At 66.8% G+C, this 16,052-nt stretch carries 14 protein-coding genes and 1 pseudogene; 6 read left to right on the plus strand and 9 right to left on the minus strand.

The genetic code is table 11. The annotated features are described in order from the left end of the window. Window positions 1-10 precede the first annotated feature (10 nt). From LFT49_RS18055 to LFT49_RS18065, 3 genes are all read left to right on the plus strand, one after another. Window positions 11-1,390: an LLM class flavin-dependent oxidoreductase gene (locus tag LFT49_RS18055; protein WP_237428966.1), complete on the plus strand. Its 1,380-nt coding sequence runs from the start codon at window positions 11-13 to the stop codon at window positions 1,388-1,390. Further along, entirely contained in the window at window positions 1,390-2,733 is a 1,344-nt protein-coding gene (locus tag LFT49_RS18060; RefSeq protein WP_237428967.1) for an LLM class flavin-dependent oxidoreductase, read from the plus strand. Before LFT49_RS18055 ends, LFT49_RS18060 begins: the two co-directional genes overlap by 1 nt. A 100-nt stretch (window positions 2,734-2,833) precedes the next feature. Next, the gene (locus LFT49_RS18065) at window positions 2,834-3,256 is read left to right on the plus strand and encodes a universal stress protein (protein WP_236799685.1); all 423 of its coding nucleotides are present in this window, start codon (window positions 2,834-2,836) and stop codon (window positions 3,254-3,256) included. A 76-nt stretch (window positions 3,257-3,332) separates the two neighbouring features. Here the strand turns inward: LFT49_RS18065 and LFT49_RS18070 are convergent, their stop codons facing one another. The 5 genes and pseudogenes from LFT49_RS18070 to LFT49_RS18090 form a co-directional block, all read right to left on the minus strand. Continuing rightward, window positions 3,333-3,728, minus strand: a complete 396-nt coding sequence (locus LFT49_RS18070; protein ID WP_236820500.1) for a (R)-mandelonitrile lyase — start codon at window positions 3,726-3,728, stop codon at window positions 3,333-3,335. A 12-nt stretch (window positions 3,729-3,740) separates the two neighbouring features. Then, window positions 3,741-5,006 carry an MFS transporter gene (locus LFT49_RS18075; RefSeq protein WP_237428968.1) on the minus strand — a complete coding sequence of 422 codons (1,266 nt, stop codon included), beginning with the start codon at window positions 5,004-5,006 and terminating at the stop codon, window positions 3,741-3,743. Between the two features lie 61 nt (window positions 5,007-5,067). After that, window positions 5,068-5,963 (minus strand): annotated as a pseudogene (locus LFT49_RS18080) (DUF817 domain-containing protein). Then, window positions 5,956-6,774: an oxygenase MpaB family protein gene (locus LFT49_RS18085; RefSeq protein WP_237428969.1), complete on the minus strand. Its 819-nt coding sequence runs from the start codon at window positions 6,772-6,774 to the stop codon at window positions 5,956-5,958. The pseudogene LFT49_RS18080 and the gene LFT49_RS18085 overlap by 8 nt, the downstream one beginning before the upstream one ends. A gap of 80 nt (window positions 6,775-6,854) precedes the next feature. Then, entirely contained in the window at window positions 6,855-7,067 is a 213-nt protein-coding gene (locus tag LFT49_RS18090) for a hypothetical protein (RefSeq protein WP_237428970.1), read from the minus strand. 74 nt (window positions 7,068-7,141) lie between these two features. Between LFT49_RS18090 and LFT49_RS18095 the strand changes: the two genes are divergently transcribed. After that, the gene (locus tag LFT49_RS18095; RefSeq protein WP_237428971.1) at window positions 7,142-7,636 is read left to right on the plus strand and encodes a hypothetical protein; all 495 of its coding nucleotides are present in this window, start codon (window positions 7,142-7,144) and stop codon (window positions 7,634-7,636) included. 67 nt (window positions 7,637-7,703) lie between these two features. Here the strand turns inward: LFT49_RS18095 and ilvD are convergent, their stop codons facing one another. Beyond that, the gene (gene ilvD / locus LFT49_RS18100; RefSeq protein ID WP_237428972.1) at window positions 7,704-9,563 is read right to left on the minus strand and encodes a dihydroxy-acid dehydratase; all 1,860 of its coding nucleotides are present in this window, start codon (window positions 9,561-9,563) and stop codon (window positions 7,704-7,706) included. An 85-nt stretch (window positions 9,564-9,648) separates the two neighbouring features. Between ilvD and LFT49_RS18105 the strand changes: the two genes are divergently transcribed. Beyond that, entirely contained in the window at window positions 9,649-10,485 is an 837-nt protein-coding gene (locus LFT49_RS18105) for a helix-turn-helix transcriptional regulator (protein WP_236799692.1), read from the plus strand. Here the strand turns inward: LFT49_RS18105 and LFT49_RS18110 are convergent. From LFT49_RS18110 to LFT49_RS18120, 3 genes are read right to left on the minus strand one after another with little or no spacing between them, the layout of a single operon-like run. Then, the gene (locus LFT49_RS18110; protein ID WP_236799693.1) at window positions 10,482-11,708 is read right to left on the minus strand and encodes an amidohydrolase; all 1,227 of its coding nucleotides are present in this window, start codon (window positions 11,706-11,708) and stop codon (window positions 10,482-10,484) included. The two genes, LFT49_RS18105 and LFT49_RS18110, sit on opposite strands and share 4 nt — an antisense overlap. A gap of 43 nt (window positions 11,709-11,751) precedes the next feature. Continuing rightward, entirely contained in the window at window positions 11,752-12,699 is a 948-nt protein-coding gene (locus LFT49_RS18115) for a polysaccharide deacetylase family protein (protein WP_236799694.1), read from the minus strand. Between the two features lie 57 nt (window positions 12,700-12,756). Next, window positions 12,757-14,289, minus strand: coding sequence for a purine-cytosine permease family protein (locus LFT49_RS18120; RefSeq protein WP_237428973.1), 1,533 nt, complete (start codon window positions 14,287-14,289; stop codon window positions 12,757-12,759). Between the two features lie 106 nt (window positions 14,290-14,395). Here LFT49_RS18120 and LFT49_RS18125 point away from each other — a divergent pair, with 106 nt between their 5' ends. Further along, window positions 14,396-16,012, plus strand: a complete 1,617-nt coding sequence (locus tag LFT49_RS18125; protein WP_237428974.1) for a PucR family transcriptional regulator — start codon at window positions 14,396-14,398, stop codon at window positions 16,010-16,012. The last annotated feature ends 40 nt before the right edge of the window (window positions 16,013-16,052 follow it).

The raw sequence follows: 16,052 nt of genomic DNA on the forward strand, positions 1-16,052 counted from the left end.
AAGGACTCCCATGACTTCCCATAGCCAGCCCAAAAACCGCAAACTCCACCTCAACGCCTTCCTCATGAGCACGGGCCACCATGAAGCATCGTGGCGGCTGCCGGAGAGCGACCCGCAGGCCAGCACCGACGTGGAGCACTACAAGCAGCTGGCACGTACCGCCGAGCGCGGCAAGCTGGACTCAATCTTCTTTGCCGACTCCCCCGTCCTCTTCGGCGAGGTGGGCAGGCGCCCGGCCGGCAAACTGGAACCCACGGTGTTGCTCACCGCCATCGCCGGCGCGACGGAGCGCATCGGGCTGATCGCCACTGCCTCGACCACCTACAACGAACCCTTCAACCTGGCCCGCCGCTTCGCGTCGGTGGACTGGGCCAGCAGCGGGCGGGCCGGCTGGAACGTGGTGACCACTGCTGGCCCGGACGCCGCACGCAACTTTGGCGTGGACGACCAGCCCGCCCACGCCGTCCGGTACGAGCGTGCTGCCGAATTCATCGAGGTGGCGCAGAAGCTGTGGGACAGCTGGCAGGACGACGCCGTGCTGGCGGACAAGGCGGAGGGCGTGTGGGGCGACGGGGAAAAAATCCGCACCATCGACCACCAAGGCAAACACTTCAAGGTCCGCGGCCCGCTCAACGTTCCGCGTTCCCCACAGGGACACCCGCTGATCGTGCAGGCGGGATCGTCGGAAGACGGCAAGGACCTGGCCGCGAAGTACGCCGACGCCGTCTTCACCGCCCACCAGACCCTCGCGGACGCGCAGGAGTTCTACCGCGACCTGAAGGCCCGCACCGCTTCCGCCGGGCGGGACCCGGAAACCATCAAGATCCTCCCGGGAATTGTGCCGGTCATCGGCGCCACCGTGGAAGAGGCACTGGAGCTCGAGCGGGAGTTGGACCGCCTGATTAAACCCGAGTACGCGCGGACCCAGCTTGCCAGGACTCTTCGCCTGGACCCCGAGGACCTGCCGTTGGACCGCCAGCTGCCGGAAGACCTGCCCAGCGAGGACGAGATAGAAGGAGCCAAGAGCCGCTATACGCTCATCGTGCAGCTGGCCCGCCGCGAGCAGCTCACTGTCCGCCAGTTGATCGGCCGGCTGGGCGGCGGCCGCGGGCACCGGACCTTCACGGGGACCCCCGTGCAGGTGGCGGACGCCATCCAGGAATGGTTCGACGGCGGCGCGGCGGACGGCTTCAACATCATGCCGCCGGTGCTCCCGTCCGGCTTGGAAACCTTCGTGGACCAGGTGGTGCCCATCCTGCAGGAGCGAGGCCTGTTCCGGACCGGGTACGCCGGAAAAACGCTGCGGGAGCACTACGGTTTGGGCCGGCCGGAAAACCAGTACGAGGGTGCTGCGGTGCCGGAGTTGGCGTCCATTGGGTCGGCGTTCTGATGGGCCGGCAGCTGAAGCTCAACCTCTTCATCTACCCGGGCGGCCACCACGAGCCTGCGTGGCGGCACCCGAAGTCGCAGACGGACCGGCTGCTGGACATCGGTTTTTACCAGGAGCTGGCGCAGCGGGCGGAGGCCGCCAAGCTGGATGCAGTGTTCTACGCGGACGGGCCGGCACTGGAAAGCAACGTGCAGTACGCCACCCGGTTCCGGATCGAACCCTTCACGTGGCTGTCCGCCGTCGCGGTGGCCACTGAGCGGATCGGCTTGATTGGCACGGCCAGCACCACCTACCTGGAGCCTTACAACGCCGCCCGGCTGTTCGCCTCACTGGACCACCTCAGCAAGGGCCGCGCAGGCTGGAACATCGTGACCACCGGCGCGGAGCGTGCGGCGCAGAACTTCGGACTGGATGAACACCCACCGCACGCTGAACGCTACTCCCGGGCCGACGAGTTCGTCCGCGTGGTTGGCAAGTTGTGGGACAGCTGGGAGGACGGCGCCGTGGTGGCCGACGCCGGCAGCGGACTTTTCGCCGACCCGTCCCTGATCCACAAAATCGGCCATGAGGGTAAGTACTTGCGGGTGGCGGGTCCGCTCAACACCCCGCGGTCCCCGCAGGGCCGTCCGGTCTTCGTCCAGGCCGGGTCCTCTGCGGACGGGAAGGCTTTCGCGGCCGAACACGCCGAAGCCGTGTTCACCGCGCACCAGTCCTTGGCCAGTGCCCAGGTCTTTTACTCGGACATCAAGGAGCAGGCGGCGGCGTTCGGCCGCGACCCAGGCCAGCTCCTGGTGCTCCCCGGAATCAGCCCCTACCTGGGCTCCACGGAGGCCGAAGCCCGGGCGTTGAATCAGGAGTTCGATGAACTGACCCAGCCGGAGTACGGGCTGGGCATCCTGCGGAAGCTGCTGGGTATCGACCTGGACGGCGTGCCGCTGGACGGGCAATTCCCACCGGATCTGCTGGCCGCGGCCGGCAACGCAGGCAGCCGCAGCCAGCTGGTGCTGGACATCATCCGCCGCAAAAACCTCACGGTCCGCCAGGTGCTGCACCGGTTCGCCGGCGCCCGCGGGCATTATGTATTCGCCGGAACCCCCGTGCAGGTGGCGGACGAGATCCAGCGCTGGTTCGGGGGCGGCGCCGCGGACGGATTCAACATCATGCCGCCGTGGCTGCCCGGGGGCTTTGAGGCGTTCGCTGATGAGGTGGTTCCCATCCTCCAGGCCCGCGGATTGTTCCGCACCGAGTACACGGGCCGGACTTTGCGGGAGCACTTCGGCCTCGACCGGCCCAACAGCCAGTATGCGAAGAAGGCAGACAGGGTCGGGGCTGCGGTGCATTGATTTTCCTGACACAGCGCCGTGTGAGTACAAGAGGCTCCACGCGGGTAGTCCCTAGACTGACAGATGGACGTTTAGCAGGACTATACGAAGGAGCGGGCGCATGGCCAATGTAGTTGTTGTAGGTGTGGATGCCAGCCAGTCGGCACGGAAGGCTGCGGAGGTGGCGCTGGACCTCGCCCAGTCGCTGGGAGCGTCACTGCACGTGGTGACTGGTTTTGAAATTGAAAACGCGGAGACCTTTGGCGTGGGATCGGACAAGGTCCGGATCTCCAACGCCGACAGCTCGGAGATGGTGGCCAAGTCCCTGGCCGCATCGCATCCGGGAGTGGAAATCACGCACTTCGCAGCACGCGGCAAGCCGGCCGATTCCCTCATCAAGGAAGCCGTCCGCCTGGATGCCCGCGTGATCGTGGTGGGCAACCGGAGGATGCGCGGCATCGGCCGGCTCCTGGGCAGTGTGGCCAACAGCGTGGCGCACAACGCCCCGTGCGATGTCTACATCGCGAACACCTACGAGGACTGACCTACCGCGCAGCAAAGGTGGGCGGACGACGGCGGGACCTCCCGCCGTCGTCCGCCCGCTTTCTTCGGCGAAAGGGTCAGGCGCCGTACTCCTCGTCGGTAACGTGGTGGAGCCACGTGACCACCTGCCCATTCGCATCGGCCTCCTGCATGGCGATGTGTGCCATGAACCGCTCCGGGGTGGCCCCGTGCCAGTGCTCCTCGCCCGGCTCGATGTAGACCACATCGCCGGGACGAATCTCCTGGATTTCGCCGCCGCGCCGGGCCACGAGCCCAACCCCGTCGGTCACGTAGAGGGTCTGGCCCTTGGGATGGTGGTGCCAACCGGTGCGGGCACCGGGGGCGAACCGCACATGCGCACAGCCGATGGCCGACTGCTCGTCAGGGTTCCGGATGCCGTCGATCTGCACGGTTCCGGTGAACCATTCCGCCGGTCCGGCGCCGGTCTGGCCGCCGCTTTTGGTGTACTTCATGTTCTCCTCCTGTTAGTCGGGGTTGCTGGACAGTGTGTTGGATGTCCCGGCAGTTCGGTCTGTAACGCGGGACGTCATGAACGCCAGGACGGTCGCCGCCGCAAGGATTGCGGCAGCGGCCAGGAAGGTGCCGCGGTAGCCGGCGGAATCGAACAGGACTCCGCCCAGAGTTGAACCGAGGGCGATCGAGGTCTGGATGACGGCCACCATCAATCCGCCACCGGCCTCGGCGTTGTGCGGCATGGCCTTGGCGATCCAGCTCCACCACCCCACCGGCGCGGAGGTGGACATCAGGCCCCAAAGTCCCAGGAGAACCACGACGGCGGCGAGCCAGTCACCGGTAGGAACGAGGGCGGCGGCGATGATCGCCATGAGCACCGGGATGGCAACCAGCGTCCGGTACAGCCGCTTCCCCAGATAACGGCCGATCAGCAGGGTGCCCGCAAATCCCGCGGCACCAATCACCAGGAGAACCAGGGATACCGTGGCCGCGTCGACGCGGGTCACCGTCTCCAGGAACGGGCGGATGTAGGTGAACAGGACGAACTGCCCCATGAAGAAGGACCCGCAGGCGGCCATCCCCCAGGCGACGGGTTTGCTCTTGAGCTCGCGGAAAACCGCGAAGATGCCCCCGGTTCCCGCAGGACGTGTCCCGCCCGGCATGGATGGAAGGCTGATCCACTGCCAAGCGAGTGCCAGCAGCGCCACGGGGACCAGGCAAAAGAATGCCCCGCGCCAGCCGATAATGGAGCCCAAATAGCTGCCCAGCGGTGCGGCCAGGACTGTGGCGAGGGCATTGCCGCCATTGAAGACCGCCAGGGCCCGGGGCACCTTGGAGGCAGGCACCAGCCGCATCGCAGTTGCCGCGGACATGGACCAGAACCCGCCAATCACCACGCCAATGAGGGCGCGGCCCACCATGAAGAGCAGGTATCCCGGAGCCAACGCAACGAGGGCACCGGAGAGGGCCATGAGCCCGGTCAGTCCCAGCAGCAGGGTCTTCCGGTTCATGCTGCCGGCCAGCGTGGCCACCGAAAGGCTGGTCAGGACTGCAAACAGGCCGGAGATCGCAATGCCCTGCCCCACCATCCCTTCGGAGACCTGGAGCTCGGCGGCCATTGGCGTCAGCAGGCTTACAGGCATGAACTCGGAGGCGATCAGCGCGAAGACGCACAGCGACATCGCATACACGCCGCCCCAGTGCGCAGGGTGCTGCCCGTCGGGTTTTTGGGGCGCACTGATATTTGTGACTGTTGCTTCGGGGGCCATGGTTTCCATCAAACCGCGCTGCCAAAGTCGTAGCGAGGGCCCTGCTGAAACGGGTTTTGCCAGACCCTCCTTAGGGGAGCACGGCCGTTGACGGAGCTTCCCGCCGCGGTATGTTGTCTGTTTCCGGCGGCTGTGGTTTGTAGACCCAGGCGACCAGCACCACGGAGATGATCATCAGCAGGAACCAGGCCACCAGTTTCTCCAGGCCGACGGGGTGCCATTCGTCCACCTGGCTGGGGTAGAGCCAGGCGCCGGACCACGTGGCGATGTTTTCTGCGAGCCAGATGAACAATGCCACCAGCAGGAACGCGACCACCAGAGGCATCCGGAACTCCCGGCGGAATACCCGGAAGTGCATTACGCACCGCCAAACACCACCGTGACGGCGGCGAGCAGCACCCAGCGCAGGTCCCAGATGTAGTGGTGGGTGAAGAAGTTGGCGTAAATGGCGGAGGCCAGGATGGCCGTGATCCAGCGGCGGGGATAGCCCGCGAACCTGAGGTCGAAGAGCCGGTAGACGCGCACCATGTACGAGCCAACGGCCGCGTACATGAACCCGCTGAAGAGCGGCACGGCACCTATGCGCAGGACGCCTTCGGCCTCGTAGGACCAGGAACCCATATCGGTCTTGAACAGCTCCATCACGGTCCCCACCAGATGGAACAGGACGATCACCCGCAGCTCGCGCAGGGTTTCCAGCCTGAACGCCACCATCAGGATCTGGATAACGACGGCGGCGACGGTCAGGAAATCATTGCGCGCCAGGCCGGCGTGGTCCGGGTACCAGAGCCTGGCCGCCATGAGCACCGCCAGCAGCGCGGCGCCGAAGATGCAGGCCCAGCCCTGCTTGAGGGCGAAGACAACGAACTCTGTCAGCTTCGCTTTGGCACCACCGGCGGGGGCCGCGGCCAGGAAGCGGCGGGCCCGTTCGTCGATCCGCTGCTCAACTGAAGTTGAATTACGCACTGATCCCCTGGTGCCGGCTTGGCTGGCGGTTCCTGCGCAAATCTTTTTCGAGCTCTGCCAGGCAGTAGTCCTTGAACCAGTGCCTGATGCCGCGCGGAAGCCTGGGGTAGGCCACGGCAATAACGCGCCAGGACCGGTCGTACCTGCGCTGGTGGCGATCGCTCCATTCCAGGCCAAAGTCCTGCCGTAGCTGGGCGGGAAGGAGCCCGGCCGTGAGGAACCGGGCCGGTGGCATGATGGCGCGGTACCAAAGGGCCGTACGCCTGGGAAACAGCAGGCCCCGTCCAACGCGGACGCCCTCTTCCTCAGCGCGGAGGGCAGACACTTGCTCCTCCCAGTAGTGGCGGAAGGCCGCCCTGTCTTTCGGCCACATCCCCGGCGGAAGCTGAAGGGCGGTACCGATCCGCGCATAGTCCTGGTACATCGCATCGGCGGTCTCGTCGTCGAGCGGGCCGTGAATCTTCTCGATGATGGTGAGCGCTGTGTCGTAAAGAGTTGCTGCCACCCACAGCTGCAGCGCCGGATCGAAGGCGTTGTAGCCGGCGGACGATTCGTCGGCACCGCGGCGGACGGGTACATGGGCCCGGTTCACCCTGCGCCGGACTTCCCTCACCTGCTCATCGTTTCCGTAGGTGATGGCGTAGACGTACGTGAGCGTGCCCTTGAGCCGGTAAACCGGGCGTTGCGTGAAGGTACTGTGTGCCGCGACGCCGCGGCCGATGGCAGGGTTGGCAAGCTGCAGCAGGATGGCGCGTCCCGCCCCGGCGAGCATTATGCCTTCTGCCCGGTAATCGGCAACTCCCTGCACCATGGGAAAAGAGTACCGGAGGGGTATGACAGCGGATGGGCCCTTCGGCCCGTTGTGGTAGCTCGCCCGTGCCGGTAGCTGGGTCACTTGGCAACAGGCCGCAGCGAGATGATCATCTTCCTGATGTGCGCGTACTCGGCCGTATCCCGGTACTTCCTTGCCTGCTCCAGATAAGGCAGCGACGGGTCCCCCGGCGTGGCGTTGTTGGCCGGGTCGTAGAACGCGCCGAACATGGCACTGTTCGGCGGCCATGTGAAGAACTGGAAGATGGGGCAGGCGTCGGGGCCGCCTGGCATCGGGCCCGACGTGATGCCGTAGCCGGCCGCCGGGGTTTGATAAAGACCCTGCGGCGTTTCCGCGACTCTCGAAGATGAACTCCGGCACTACGCCGTTCTGGACAAGCGCCGGAATCTCCGCGCCGTCCAGGACTTCGTACGGGAACCTCTCGGTGCACGTGGATCCCGTGGCCATGTTGGTCCGCAGCGTCGCCATTACCTTGCCGGCCTGGTTCCGCACCTCCGCAAACGCCCCGCCGCCTTCGGCCAGTTCCCCCGCGGGATCCTTGACGGTCCAGGCGGCGGGGAGGTCGAACGCCATGGTGCCATCCGCCGTCGTAAACGTGGTCCATCTTTCCCCGGCGTTGCCGGGCGCTGTCGGAGCCTGCGCAGGGGGAACGTTCGACGGCGTTGGCGCCGCCGGCGCGCTCGGCGCCATTGCGGAGGTACTGGCAGGGCCGGAAGCTGAAGCGGTGGGCTGTGGGCTTCCCATTTGCGGCGCACACGCGGCAAGGAAGAGGGCTACGGGTACAAGGGCTGCCACGAACCTGCGCACCACACCCTCCTTGGGCCTGACGTTGACCCCTTAAGTGTGGCGCGGTTCCCCCGGGCGGAGGAGGGCCGGAGGACCTGCCCTCCCCCGCCCGGGGAACGGAGTCACTGCTCCAGCAGCGACACGTCCCGGACAGCCCCCTTGTCCGCGGACGTGGCCATCGCGGCGTACGCACGCAGCGCGGCAGACACCTGGCGGTCCCGGTCCTTGGGCTTGTAGCCGCCGTTGATCAGCAGCTTCTCGCGGCGTTCGGCAAGGAGCTCATCGGAGACCTCCAACTGCAGGGAGCGCTCGCTGATGTTGATGCTGATGATGTCGCCGTCCTCCACCAGGGCGATGGCGCCGCCGGAGGCAGCTTCCGGGGAGATGTGCCCGATGGACAGGCCGGAGGTACCGCCGGAGAAGCGGCCGTCCGTGATGAGGGCGCACTTCTTGCCCAGGCCGCGGCCCTTGAGGAACGACGTCGGGTACAGCATTTCCTGCATGCCCGGTCCGCCCTTGGGGCCCTCGTAGCGGATGACCACCACGTCGCCTTCCTTAATGGACTTGTTCAGGATCTTTTCCACGGCCTCGTCCTGGGACTCGCACACCACGGCCGGGCCCGAGAACGTCCAGATGGACTCATCCACGCCTGCGGTCTTCACCACGGCGCCGTCGACGGCCACGTTGCCGCGGAGCACGGCCAGGCCGCCGTCCTTGGAGTAGGCGTGTTCCACGGAGCGGATGCAGCCTCCTGCGGCGTCGGTGTCCAGGGAGGTCCATTCGTTCGACTGGGAGAAAGCGGTGGAGGAGCGGACCCCGCCGGGGGCCGCGTGCCAGAGGGCCTTGGCTTCCTCCGTGGCCTTGCCGCCGCGGACGTCCCAGTCATCCAGCCAGCCGTCGAGGTCGGCGGAGTGCACGGAGTGGACGTCCTTGTGCAGGAGCCCGCCGCGGTTCAGCTCGCCGAGCAGCGCAGGGATGCCGCCGGCGCGGTGCACATCCTCCATGTAGTAGGTCTTGTCCTTGGCAACGTTCGGCGCCACCTTTGCCAGGCAAGGGACCTGGCGGGACTTGGCGTCCATCTCGGCCAGTCCATAGTCCACACCAGCCTCCTGGGCTGCGGCCAGCAGGTGCAGGATGGTGTTGGTGGAGCCGCCCATGGAGATGTCCAGGGCCATGGCGTTGTCGAACGCCTTGGCCGTGGCGATGGAGCGCGGCAGCACGGAGTCGTCGTCGCCGTCGTAATAGCGCTTCACCAGGTCGACGACGGTGGCGCCTGCCTTCTCGTACAGCGCCTTGCGGGCGGTGTGGGTGGCCAGCACGGAGCCGTTGCCAGGCAGGGACAGGCCGATGGCCTCGGTGAGGCAGTTCATCGAGTTGGCGGTGAACATGCCGGAGCAGGATCCACAGGTGGGGCAGGCGTTCTCTTCGATGAGGTTGATGTCGGCGTCGGAGATGGACTCGTCCACGGCGTCGGCGATCGCGTTCACCAGGTCCAGGGAGCGCACGGAGCCGTCGGTCAGGGTCACGCGGCCGGCTTCCATGGGGCCGCCGGAGACAAACACCACGGGAATGTTCAGGCGCAGCGCGGCCATCAGCATGCCGGGAGTGATCTTGTCGCAGTTGGAGATGCAGACCAGGGCGTCGGCGCAGTGGGCGTTGACCATGTATTCCACGGAGTCGGCGATCAGGTCGCGGGACGGCAGCGAGTAGAGCATGCCGGAGTGGCCCATGGCGATGCCGTCGTCCACGGCAATGGTGTTGAACTCCCGCGGCACGGCGCCGGCGGCGAGGATCGCGTCGGAGACGATCCTTCCCACGGGGGCGAGGTGGGTGTGGCCGGGGACGAATTCGGTGAAGCTGTTGGCCACGGCAATGATCGGCTTGCCGATATCCGAGTTGGCGACGCCGGACGCGCGCAGCAGTGCGCGGGCGCCGGCCATGTTGCGGCCGTGGGTGACTGTTTTAGAGCGGAGTGCAGGCATGTGTACCATCCTGTCCGGTCCCTCCGCTTCCGGGAAGACAGCGTTGCTCCTAGTAGTGGGAGTACCAGAGTAATAGTATTTACGGGTGAATGATCCCGGGCGGCGCAAAGAACTTGGCCTCTTCCTGCGGGCCCGGCGCGACCAGGCGCTGCGGGCCGACTATGGCCTGCCCCCGATCGGCCGCAGCCGTGAGCGGGGGTTGCGGCGCGAAGAGGTTGCCTTCCTGTCCGGCGTCAGCGTGACCTGGTACACGTGGCTTGAACAGGGCCGCGACATTAGCCCGTCCCGCCAGGTCCTGGAAGCGGTCAGCCGCGCACTGCACCTTTCAAGTACCGGCCTTGGCTATGTGCTGTCCCTTGGCGGATATGCGTCGGCCGCTCCAGCCAGCCCCGCCGCCGATACGGCACCGCCCCACATCCAAAGACTGATGGATGCGCTGGATCCCAATCCGGCTTTTGCCTTGTTCCCGGACTGGGGCGTGGCCGGGTGGAACAGGGCCTACGCGGCTCTCTACCCCAACATCGACACCGTGACGCCGGCGGACCGGAACCTGCTGTGGCTGGTGTTCACGGACCCCTATGTCCGGGACCTGCTCCCCGACTGGGAAACCACCAGCAAGAGGTTCCTTGCCGAGTTCCGGGCCGAGACCGGGCAGCGGCTGGGCGATCCCGACATCCAGTACCAGGTGGAGCGGCTCAAGGAAGCGAGCCCGGAGTTCCGGCAGGGCTGGGACCTCTACGACATCCTGGGCTTTGAATCCCGCGAGCGCCTCTTCCACCACCCCGCGGTGGGGGTGCTGCAGCTGGAGCACCACCAGGTGTCCCCGTCGGACCGGCCGGACCTGCACATCGTGGTCTACACGCCGGCCCCCGGCAGCGACGCCGCCGCGCAGATGCAGTCCCTGATGGCTGCCGCCGGCTAACCGGCGCCGGTGCCAAGGTAAGCCAAGGCCGCGGTGGCCTGTGCTTGCGTGGCCATGCGCAGGGTGGGGTCCACGGCCGGCAGGAAGAACGGCGAGTGGTTGGCCGGAATGTCCGTGTCCACAGTGCCCGCTTCCACGGCCCGGCGGTAAAGGTCCCGGGGAACGGAACCGACAATCCAGTACACGTAGGGAATCCCGAAAGCGTCGGGGATGCGGCTGAAATCCTCGGATGCCGTCTGCGGCGCGGTGCGGTAGACGGCATCCGACCCGAAGGACCTGGTGAAGGCCGCGGTGATCCGGGTGTAGGCGTCGGGATCGTTGCTGGTCAGCGGGTACTGGTCGTAGTACTCGAACCCGGGTTCCTGCGGCGAGCCAGCCGCAGCGCACTCGCCGCGGACAATGCGTTCGATTGCTGCAATCATCTGGCTCCGGGTCGCCATACTGTAGGTCCGCAGGTTGAGCAGCAGTTCGGCGCGGTCCGGGATGATGTTGGCGGTGGCCCCGGCGTTCACCGATCCAACGGTCAGCACGGCGAACTCCCCCGGCGTGGTTTCCCTGGACACCACGGTCTGCAAGCGAAGGACGATCGAGGCGGCCAGCACCACGGGATCCACCGCCTTGTGTGGCATGGATCCATGGGCTCCGCGGCCGTGGACGGTGATCCGGAGGGAATCGCCGGCGGACAGCACGGGTCCCGGCGTGGTGCCGATGGTTCCCGCCTCGGTGGGCATGACGTGCTGGGCCAGCGCAATGTCCGGCCGCGGGATTCCGGCGGCCAGGTCGTCGTCGAGCATTGCCTGGGAACCCGCCGCCGTCTCCTCCGCCGGCTGGAACAGGGCAATGTAGGTGCCCTGCCAAGTGTCCCGGTGGTCAGCCAGGTACTTTGCCGCGCCGAGCAGGGCCACCACGTGCATGTCGTGCGCGCAGGCGTGCATCACCCCTGGAACGGCGGAGGCGTACGCTGCGCCAGTGGCCTCGGTGACGGGGAGGGCGTCCATGTCCGCCCGGGCCAGGACGCAGGGACCGGCGCCGTTGGCAAGAACGCCTACGACGCCGGTACCGCCGAAGTGCCGGACGTCAAAGCCCCAGCCGGCCAGCTTCGCCGCGACGGCCCCGGATGTTGCGTGTTCGGCAAGGCCAAGCTCGGGGTTCCGGTGGATCTGCTCGTAGAGCGGTACCTGCCATGCCAGTTCCTGCTCGAAGCTGCTGTCCCTGACGTCCATGCGGAGCTCCTCCCGGCCGGCGGCGCCGGCCCCTTCGGCCACTCTAGGCCAGCACCCCCTGCCGCACCACGGCCGGCTGAAACTGTGCACCCGCGCCCGGGAATACCGGCACGTCGATCCGTGCGTGGGTGTGGACCTCGTTCACCGTGGCCCTGGTGTGCAAGGCGATCTGTTCCATCGTGGTCACCCACATGCCGTCCATGCTCTTCACCCGCTCGATCAGCTGCTCCAGGGCCACAGCCTTGGACGGCCGGCCGGAGATGAACGGGTGGTTGGTCAGCACGAAGCAGCTTCCCTGGGAGTGGTGTGCCTCGGCTTCAAGCGTCCACATTTCCAGCACCTTGGCCGGGCTCTCGATCACGCCGCTGCCGGTCACGCCGGGGTAGAAGGCGTACTGTTCCCAGTCGTCCAGGGTCCAGTCCACGGGAATCTCCACGAGGTCCCTGGGATCATCGGCGGCGACGGCGAAGCGGTAGGGGGCGTCGCCGTCGAGCAGGCTGGAATCGTAGAGAAAGCCGCGGTCCGCCAGCAGGCCCGGCGAGTGCCAGTTCAGCTCCCACCACGGTGCCCGGTAGCCCACGGGCCGAATCCCGGCCACCTTTGCCAGGGCCTCCAGGCCGCGGTCGATGTAGCTGGCCTCGGTGGCGGCGCTGATGCCCTGCATGGGTTCATGGAGGTAGCCGTGGTGGGCCACCTCGTGTCCGTCGGCCACGATCCGCCGCACCACATCAGGGTAGGACTCTGCGGTGAAGCCGGGGATGAAAAACGTGGCCTTGATGTCCTGGCGCTCCAGGATCTTCAGCAGCCGCGGCACCGCGATCTTGGGGCCGTAGGACTGGTGGGTCATCAGCGACATGCGCCGGGTGCTGGTGGGATCGTGGGCGATGGTGCAGGATTCGGCGTCGACGTCGAAGGTGAAGGACGCGGCGGCCTTGGCACCGTTGGGCCAGGTGATGCTGTGCAGGGCGTCCGCAATGGCGGGCTGGTTCACGGGAAAATCCTTTCTGGCGGGCGCAGTGCGCCCGCCAGGTTCAGGGAGGGGAAGGGATCAGAGGGCAGGAAGGGCGGGAGTGGTGTCCGCCGCCGGGCTCTTTGCTTCAGCTTGAATGCGGGGCTCCAGGGCGAGGTAGCGGATGTGCTGGCGCGGCCCAAGGATGGCGTACACCCCGGCGCTGGTCAGTCCGCCGGCCAGCCAGGACAGGTCCCAGCCGCCCAGGGCCACCGCAATGGGGCCCTGCATGATGGGGATCAGGCCGTACATGAACAGCCACGTCGCGAAAATCCCGGCCACGAGGGAGATGACTCCCGCCCAGTTGACGACGGGCAGTCGCTTGGTGCCAACGCCGTCGAACAGGCGCTCCGGCGCACCCGGCCAGCGCTTGTCCAGCCAGAAGTAGTGGACCAGCATGATCCCGCCCCAGGCGGCCACCCAGGCCACCAGGCCGATCAGCCAGGCGTCGAGCACCGCGGCGAAGTCTTCCTGGAAGATGAAGAAGACGACGGCGGCGAGCGAGAAGACGCCGACGAACAGGTTGAGCTTGCGGCGGCTGATGGAGATGTCCAGGGCCTGCGTGGCGACTGAGAAGGTGTAGATGTTCAGGATGTTGGTGGCAATGGGGCCGTGGAGCACCATGAGCAGTACAGGCAGCGCCATGGCGCCGAAGTTCAGGACGATGAGTTTGCCGGGATCGATCTCGCCGCTGTTGGTGGCCAGGCTGGCACCCAGGACGCCGAGCCACACCACGGGGATGAACTGGCCCAGTACTGAGGCCAGGTAGACCTTTTTCTTGGGGACGCTGGTGCTGACGAACCGGGAGTAGTCAGCGGCGTAGGTGAACCAGGTGATGCCCCACCCGATGCCGATGGCGGTCATCACGGCGCTCATGGCGGCGATCCTTTCGGAGCCTTCCAGGATGGCGCCGGCCGGGCCGGCGTAGCCCCAGTCGATGTCCATGCCGAACCATGCGACGGCGGACATGACGGCCAGGATGAGGATGGTGGGCGGAACGGTCCATTTTTCGAAGGCGGCGATGGCTTTGTAGCCGAACCAGGCGATGGCCACCTGGAGGGCCATGATGAAGGTGGCGACGCCGATCTTCCAGCCGTAGTTGGGTGCTTCCGGGTCAACCCAGCCAAGGGTTCCGAAGAGTGCCATGACCAGGTCCAGGATGATCCACGTGTTCACCGCGCACCAGCCGATGACCAGCAGGGCCTGGATGGCGGCCGGCAGGTAGTTGCCGCGCCGGCCGAACGCCGCCCGGGCCAGGACCATGCCGGTGGCTCCGGTCTTTTGTCCCAGGAGGACGAAGCAGCCGAAGAGCAGCATGCCAATCAGGTTGCCCAGCACCAGGACGGTGATGGTGTCCGCGAGTCCGAGTCCCAGCTGGATCCCGAGTGCCCCCAGCACCCAGTTGATGGGCGCCAGGTTGGCGCCCGCCCAGATCCAGAACTGGCCGGATACCTTGCGTGTTCTCGCTGATTCGGGGATGGGCTGCAGCCAGGCTTCGTGGTCCACGGCGTTGTGGTCCTCGGTTGCCTGCGCAGGTTGGCCGTGCGTGGCTGTTGAAAGCTTTTCTTGCATGGGGGCCTCCGTGAGGTGGATAAGTACCAAAAGGCTATGTGGCCCCCATCACAAGGAACAAGATACGATCTGTCGAACAGATTCTCCTACTACGTTACGGAACGTCGTGTCAGTGTTTCTTGGCGAAATACTCGCCCATCCCGCCCTCGCCGCCGCAGACCCCGTGATCCATCCCCGTGGGGTAGCCGCGGATAGCCAGCCGGTCCGCTGGGTCCACTCCAGCGAGGTGCTGGACATCGCTCCCCTGCTCCGCGGCGGCGAGCTGCTGCTCTGCGGCGGCATCACACTTGCCACCGCCACGCCCGCCAAACGCGAGGAGTACGTCCGCGAACTGGCGCAGCGCGGCATTGCCGCGCTGGCCATCGAGACAGGCGGCGCACTGCCGGAGATTCCTGCCGACATGCTGCAGAAGGCTGAGGAGTTCGGCCTGCCCGTGGTGGAGCTGCGCAAGGTGGTGCCCTTTGTGGGCGTCATGCAGGCCATCAACTCCATGCTGGTGAGCGAGTCGGTGGGCCACCTTCAGCAGGCCGACGCCGCCACCCGCGCCATGGCTTCGGAGCTGGCCCACGGCGCCTCGCTGGACAAGATCCTGGCCGTGCTGGCGGGGATTACCGGTTCCGCCGTGAAGCTCACCTCCCCGTGGGGAGTGACGATGGGCAGCGCGGTGCCGGAGGGGTGGAGCAGCGAGGTTAGCGCGGATGGCGCGGCCGGGGCGGCCGAGGAAGGAGCAGCGGACGACGGCGGCTCCGGGCCGGGCGGGGATGCCAACTTCAGCGGGACTCCTGCTGGAAGAGTGCTCAGCGTGGACATCCCCGTGCGCGGCGTGCTCATGGGCCGGTTGGAGGTGCTGGTGCCGGAGGTTGCCGACACGGCACTGGCACAGGTGGCCGGGGAACGCGCCGTCGACATCCTGGGCCTGGCGCTGCTGCAGCATACGCCTCCCGGGCTGCATGCCCTGGCGGGTGCTGAACTGATGCGCGCAGTGCTCAATTCCGCTCCCGAGTGGCGGCTTGAACAACTTGCTCCAGGTGCCGGCTTTCCGACAGACTCCCCGGCCGTGGTGGCAGCCATTCATGCCGCGGCGCCGCAGGAGCTGCGTGGCGCCGTCGAAAGCTTCCTGAGCTCGCGCAGGATTCCGTGCGCCGCTTACCTGGACGACGCAGAGCTGGTGGTGATGATCGGTTTGCCCTGCACCGAGCCCCCGGGCGAGCGGCGGGAGCTTCTGGAATCCCTGCGGGGGCTGGAGGGCGACCATGATGCCGTGATAGCCGTGGGACCGCCGGTAGGCCGTGTTGCGGAGGCGGCCTGGTCGCTGGCGGAGGCGCGCCGTGCCCTGGACGTGCGACAGATCCGGCGGCGCAATGCCTCGGCGCGCAGGCGGTTTCCGGCGCGCGGCCTGGTGGTGGTTGATGCCCAGGACACCGCCGTTGAAAGCCTCGCCCTGACCGGCCTCGATGCCTCAGCCCGTGACGCGTTCGTCAACCGGCAGCTGCGGGCCGTGCTGGAGCATGATGCGCAGCGGCAGTCCCAATTGTTGGAGACCCTGCAGGTGTGGCTGGACTCCGGCTGCAACACGGCGCAGTCTGCCCGCGAACTGCATCTGGAACGGCAGTCAATGCACCACCGGCTGCAGCGGATTTTCGAGTTGTGTGGGGGCGATCCGCGCGGCACGGGCCGGCTGGCGGCACTGCACCTGGCGGCCCGGGTTGCCGGGCTGCCGTGAAACCAGGAAGTCTGCGGAAGGTTGTGCAGTCAGCTTCTAA

The sequence above is a fragment of the Arthrobacter sp. FW306-06-A genome, assembly GCF_021870055.1.
Classification (GTDB): domain Bacteria; phylum Actinomycetota; class Actinomycetes; order Actinomycetales; family Micrococcaceae; genus Arthrobacter.

What these genes read in the sequence shown, in the direction of transcription:
- LFT49_RS18085 (WP_237428969.1), bottom strand. Translation starts at nt 6,774, where the DNA reads ATGGTGCAGGGAGTTGCCGATTACCGGGCAGAAGGCATAATGCTCGCC.
- ilvD (WP_237428972.1), bottom strand. Translation starts at nt 9,563, where the DNA reads ATGCCTGCACTCCGCTCTAAAACAGTCACCCACGGCCGCAACATGGCC.
- LFT49_RS18070 (WP_236820500.1), bottom strand. Translation starts at nt 3,728, where the DNA reads ATGAAGTACACCAAAAGCGGCGGCCAGACCGGCGCCGGACCGGCGGAA.
- LFT49_RS18110 (WP_236799693.1), bottom strand. Translation starts at nt 11,708, where the DNA reads ATGGACGTCAGGGACAGCAGCTTCGAGCAGGAACTGGCATGGCAGGTA.
- LFT49_RS18055 (WP_237428966.1), top strand. Translation starts at nt 11, where the DNA reads ATGACTTCCCATAGCCAGCCCAAAAACCGCAAACTCCACCTCAACGCC.
- LFT49_RS18120 (WP_237428973.1), bottom strand. Translation starts at nt 14,289, where the DNA reads ATGCAAGAAAAGCTTTCAACAGCCACGCACGGCCAACCTGCGCAGGCA.
- LFT49_RS18095 (WP_237428971.1), top strand. Translation starts at nt 7,142, where the DNA reads ATGAACTCCGGCACTACGCCGTTCTGGACAAGCGCCGGAATCTCCGCG.
- LFT49_RS18075 (WP_237428968.1), bottom strand. Translation starts at nt 5,006, where the DNA reads ATGGAAACCATGGCCCCCGAAGCAACAGTCACAAATATCAGTGCGCCC.
- LFT49_RS18090 (WP_237428970.1), bottom strand. Translation starts at nt 7,067, where the DNA reads ATGCCAGGCGGCCCCGACGCCTGCCCCATCTTCCAGTTCTTCACATGG.
- LFT49_RS18060 (WP_237428967.1), top strand. Translation starts at nt 1,390, where the DNA reads ATGGGCCGGCAGCTGAAGCTCAACCTCTTCATCTACCCGGGCGGCCAC.
- LFT49_RS18065 (WP_236799685.1), top strand. Translation starts at nt 2,834, where the DNA reads ATGGCCAATGTAGTTGTTGTAGGTGTGGATGCCAGCCAGTCGGCACGG.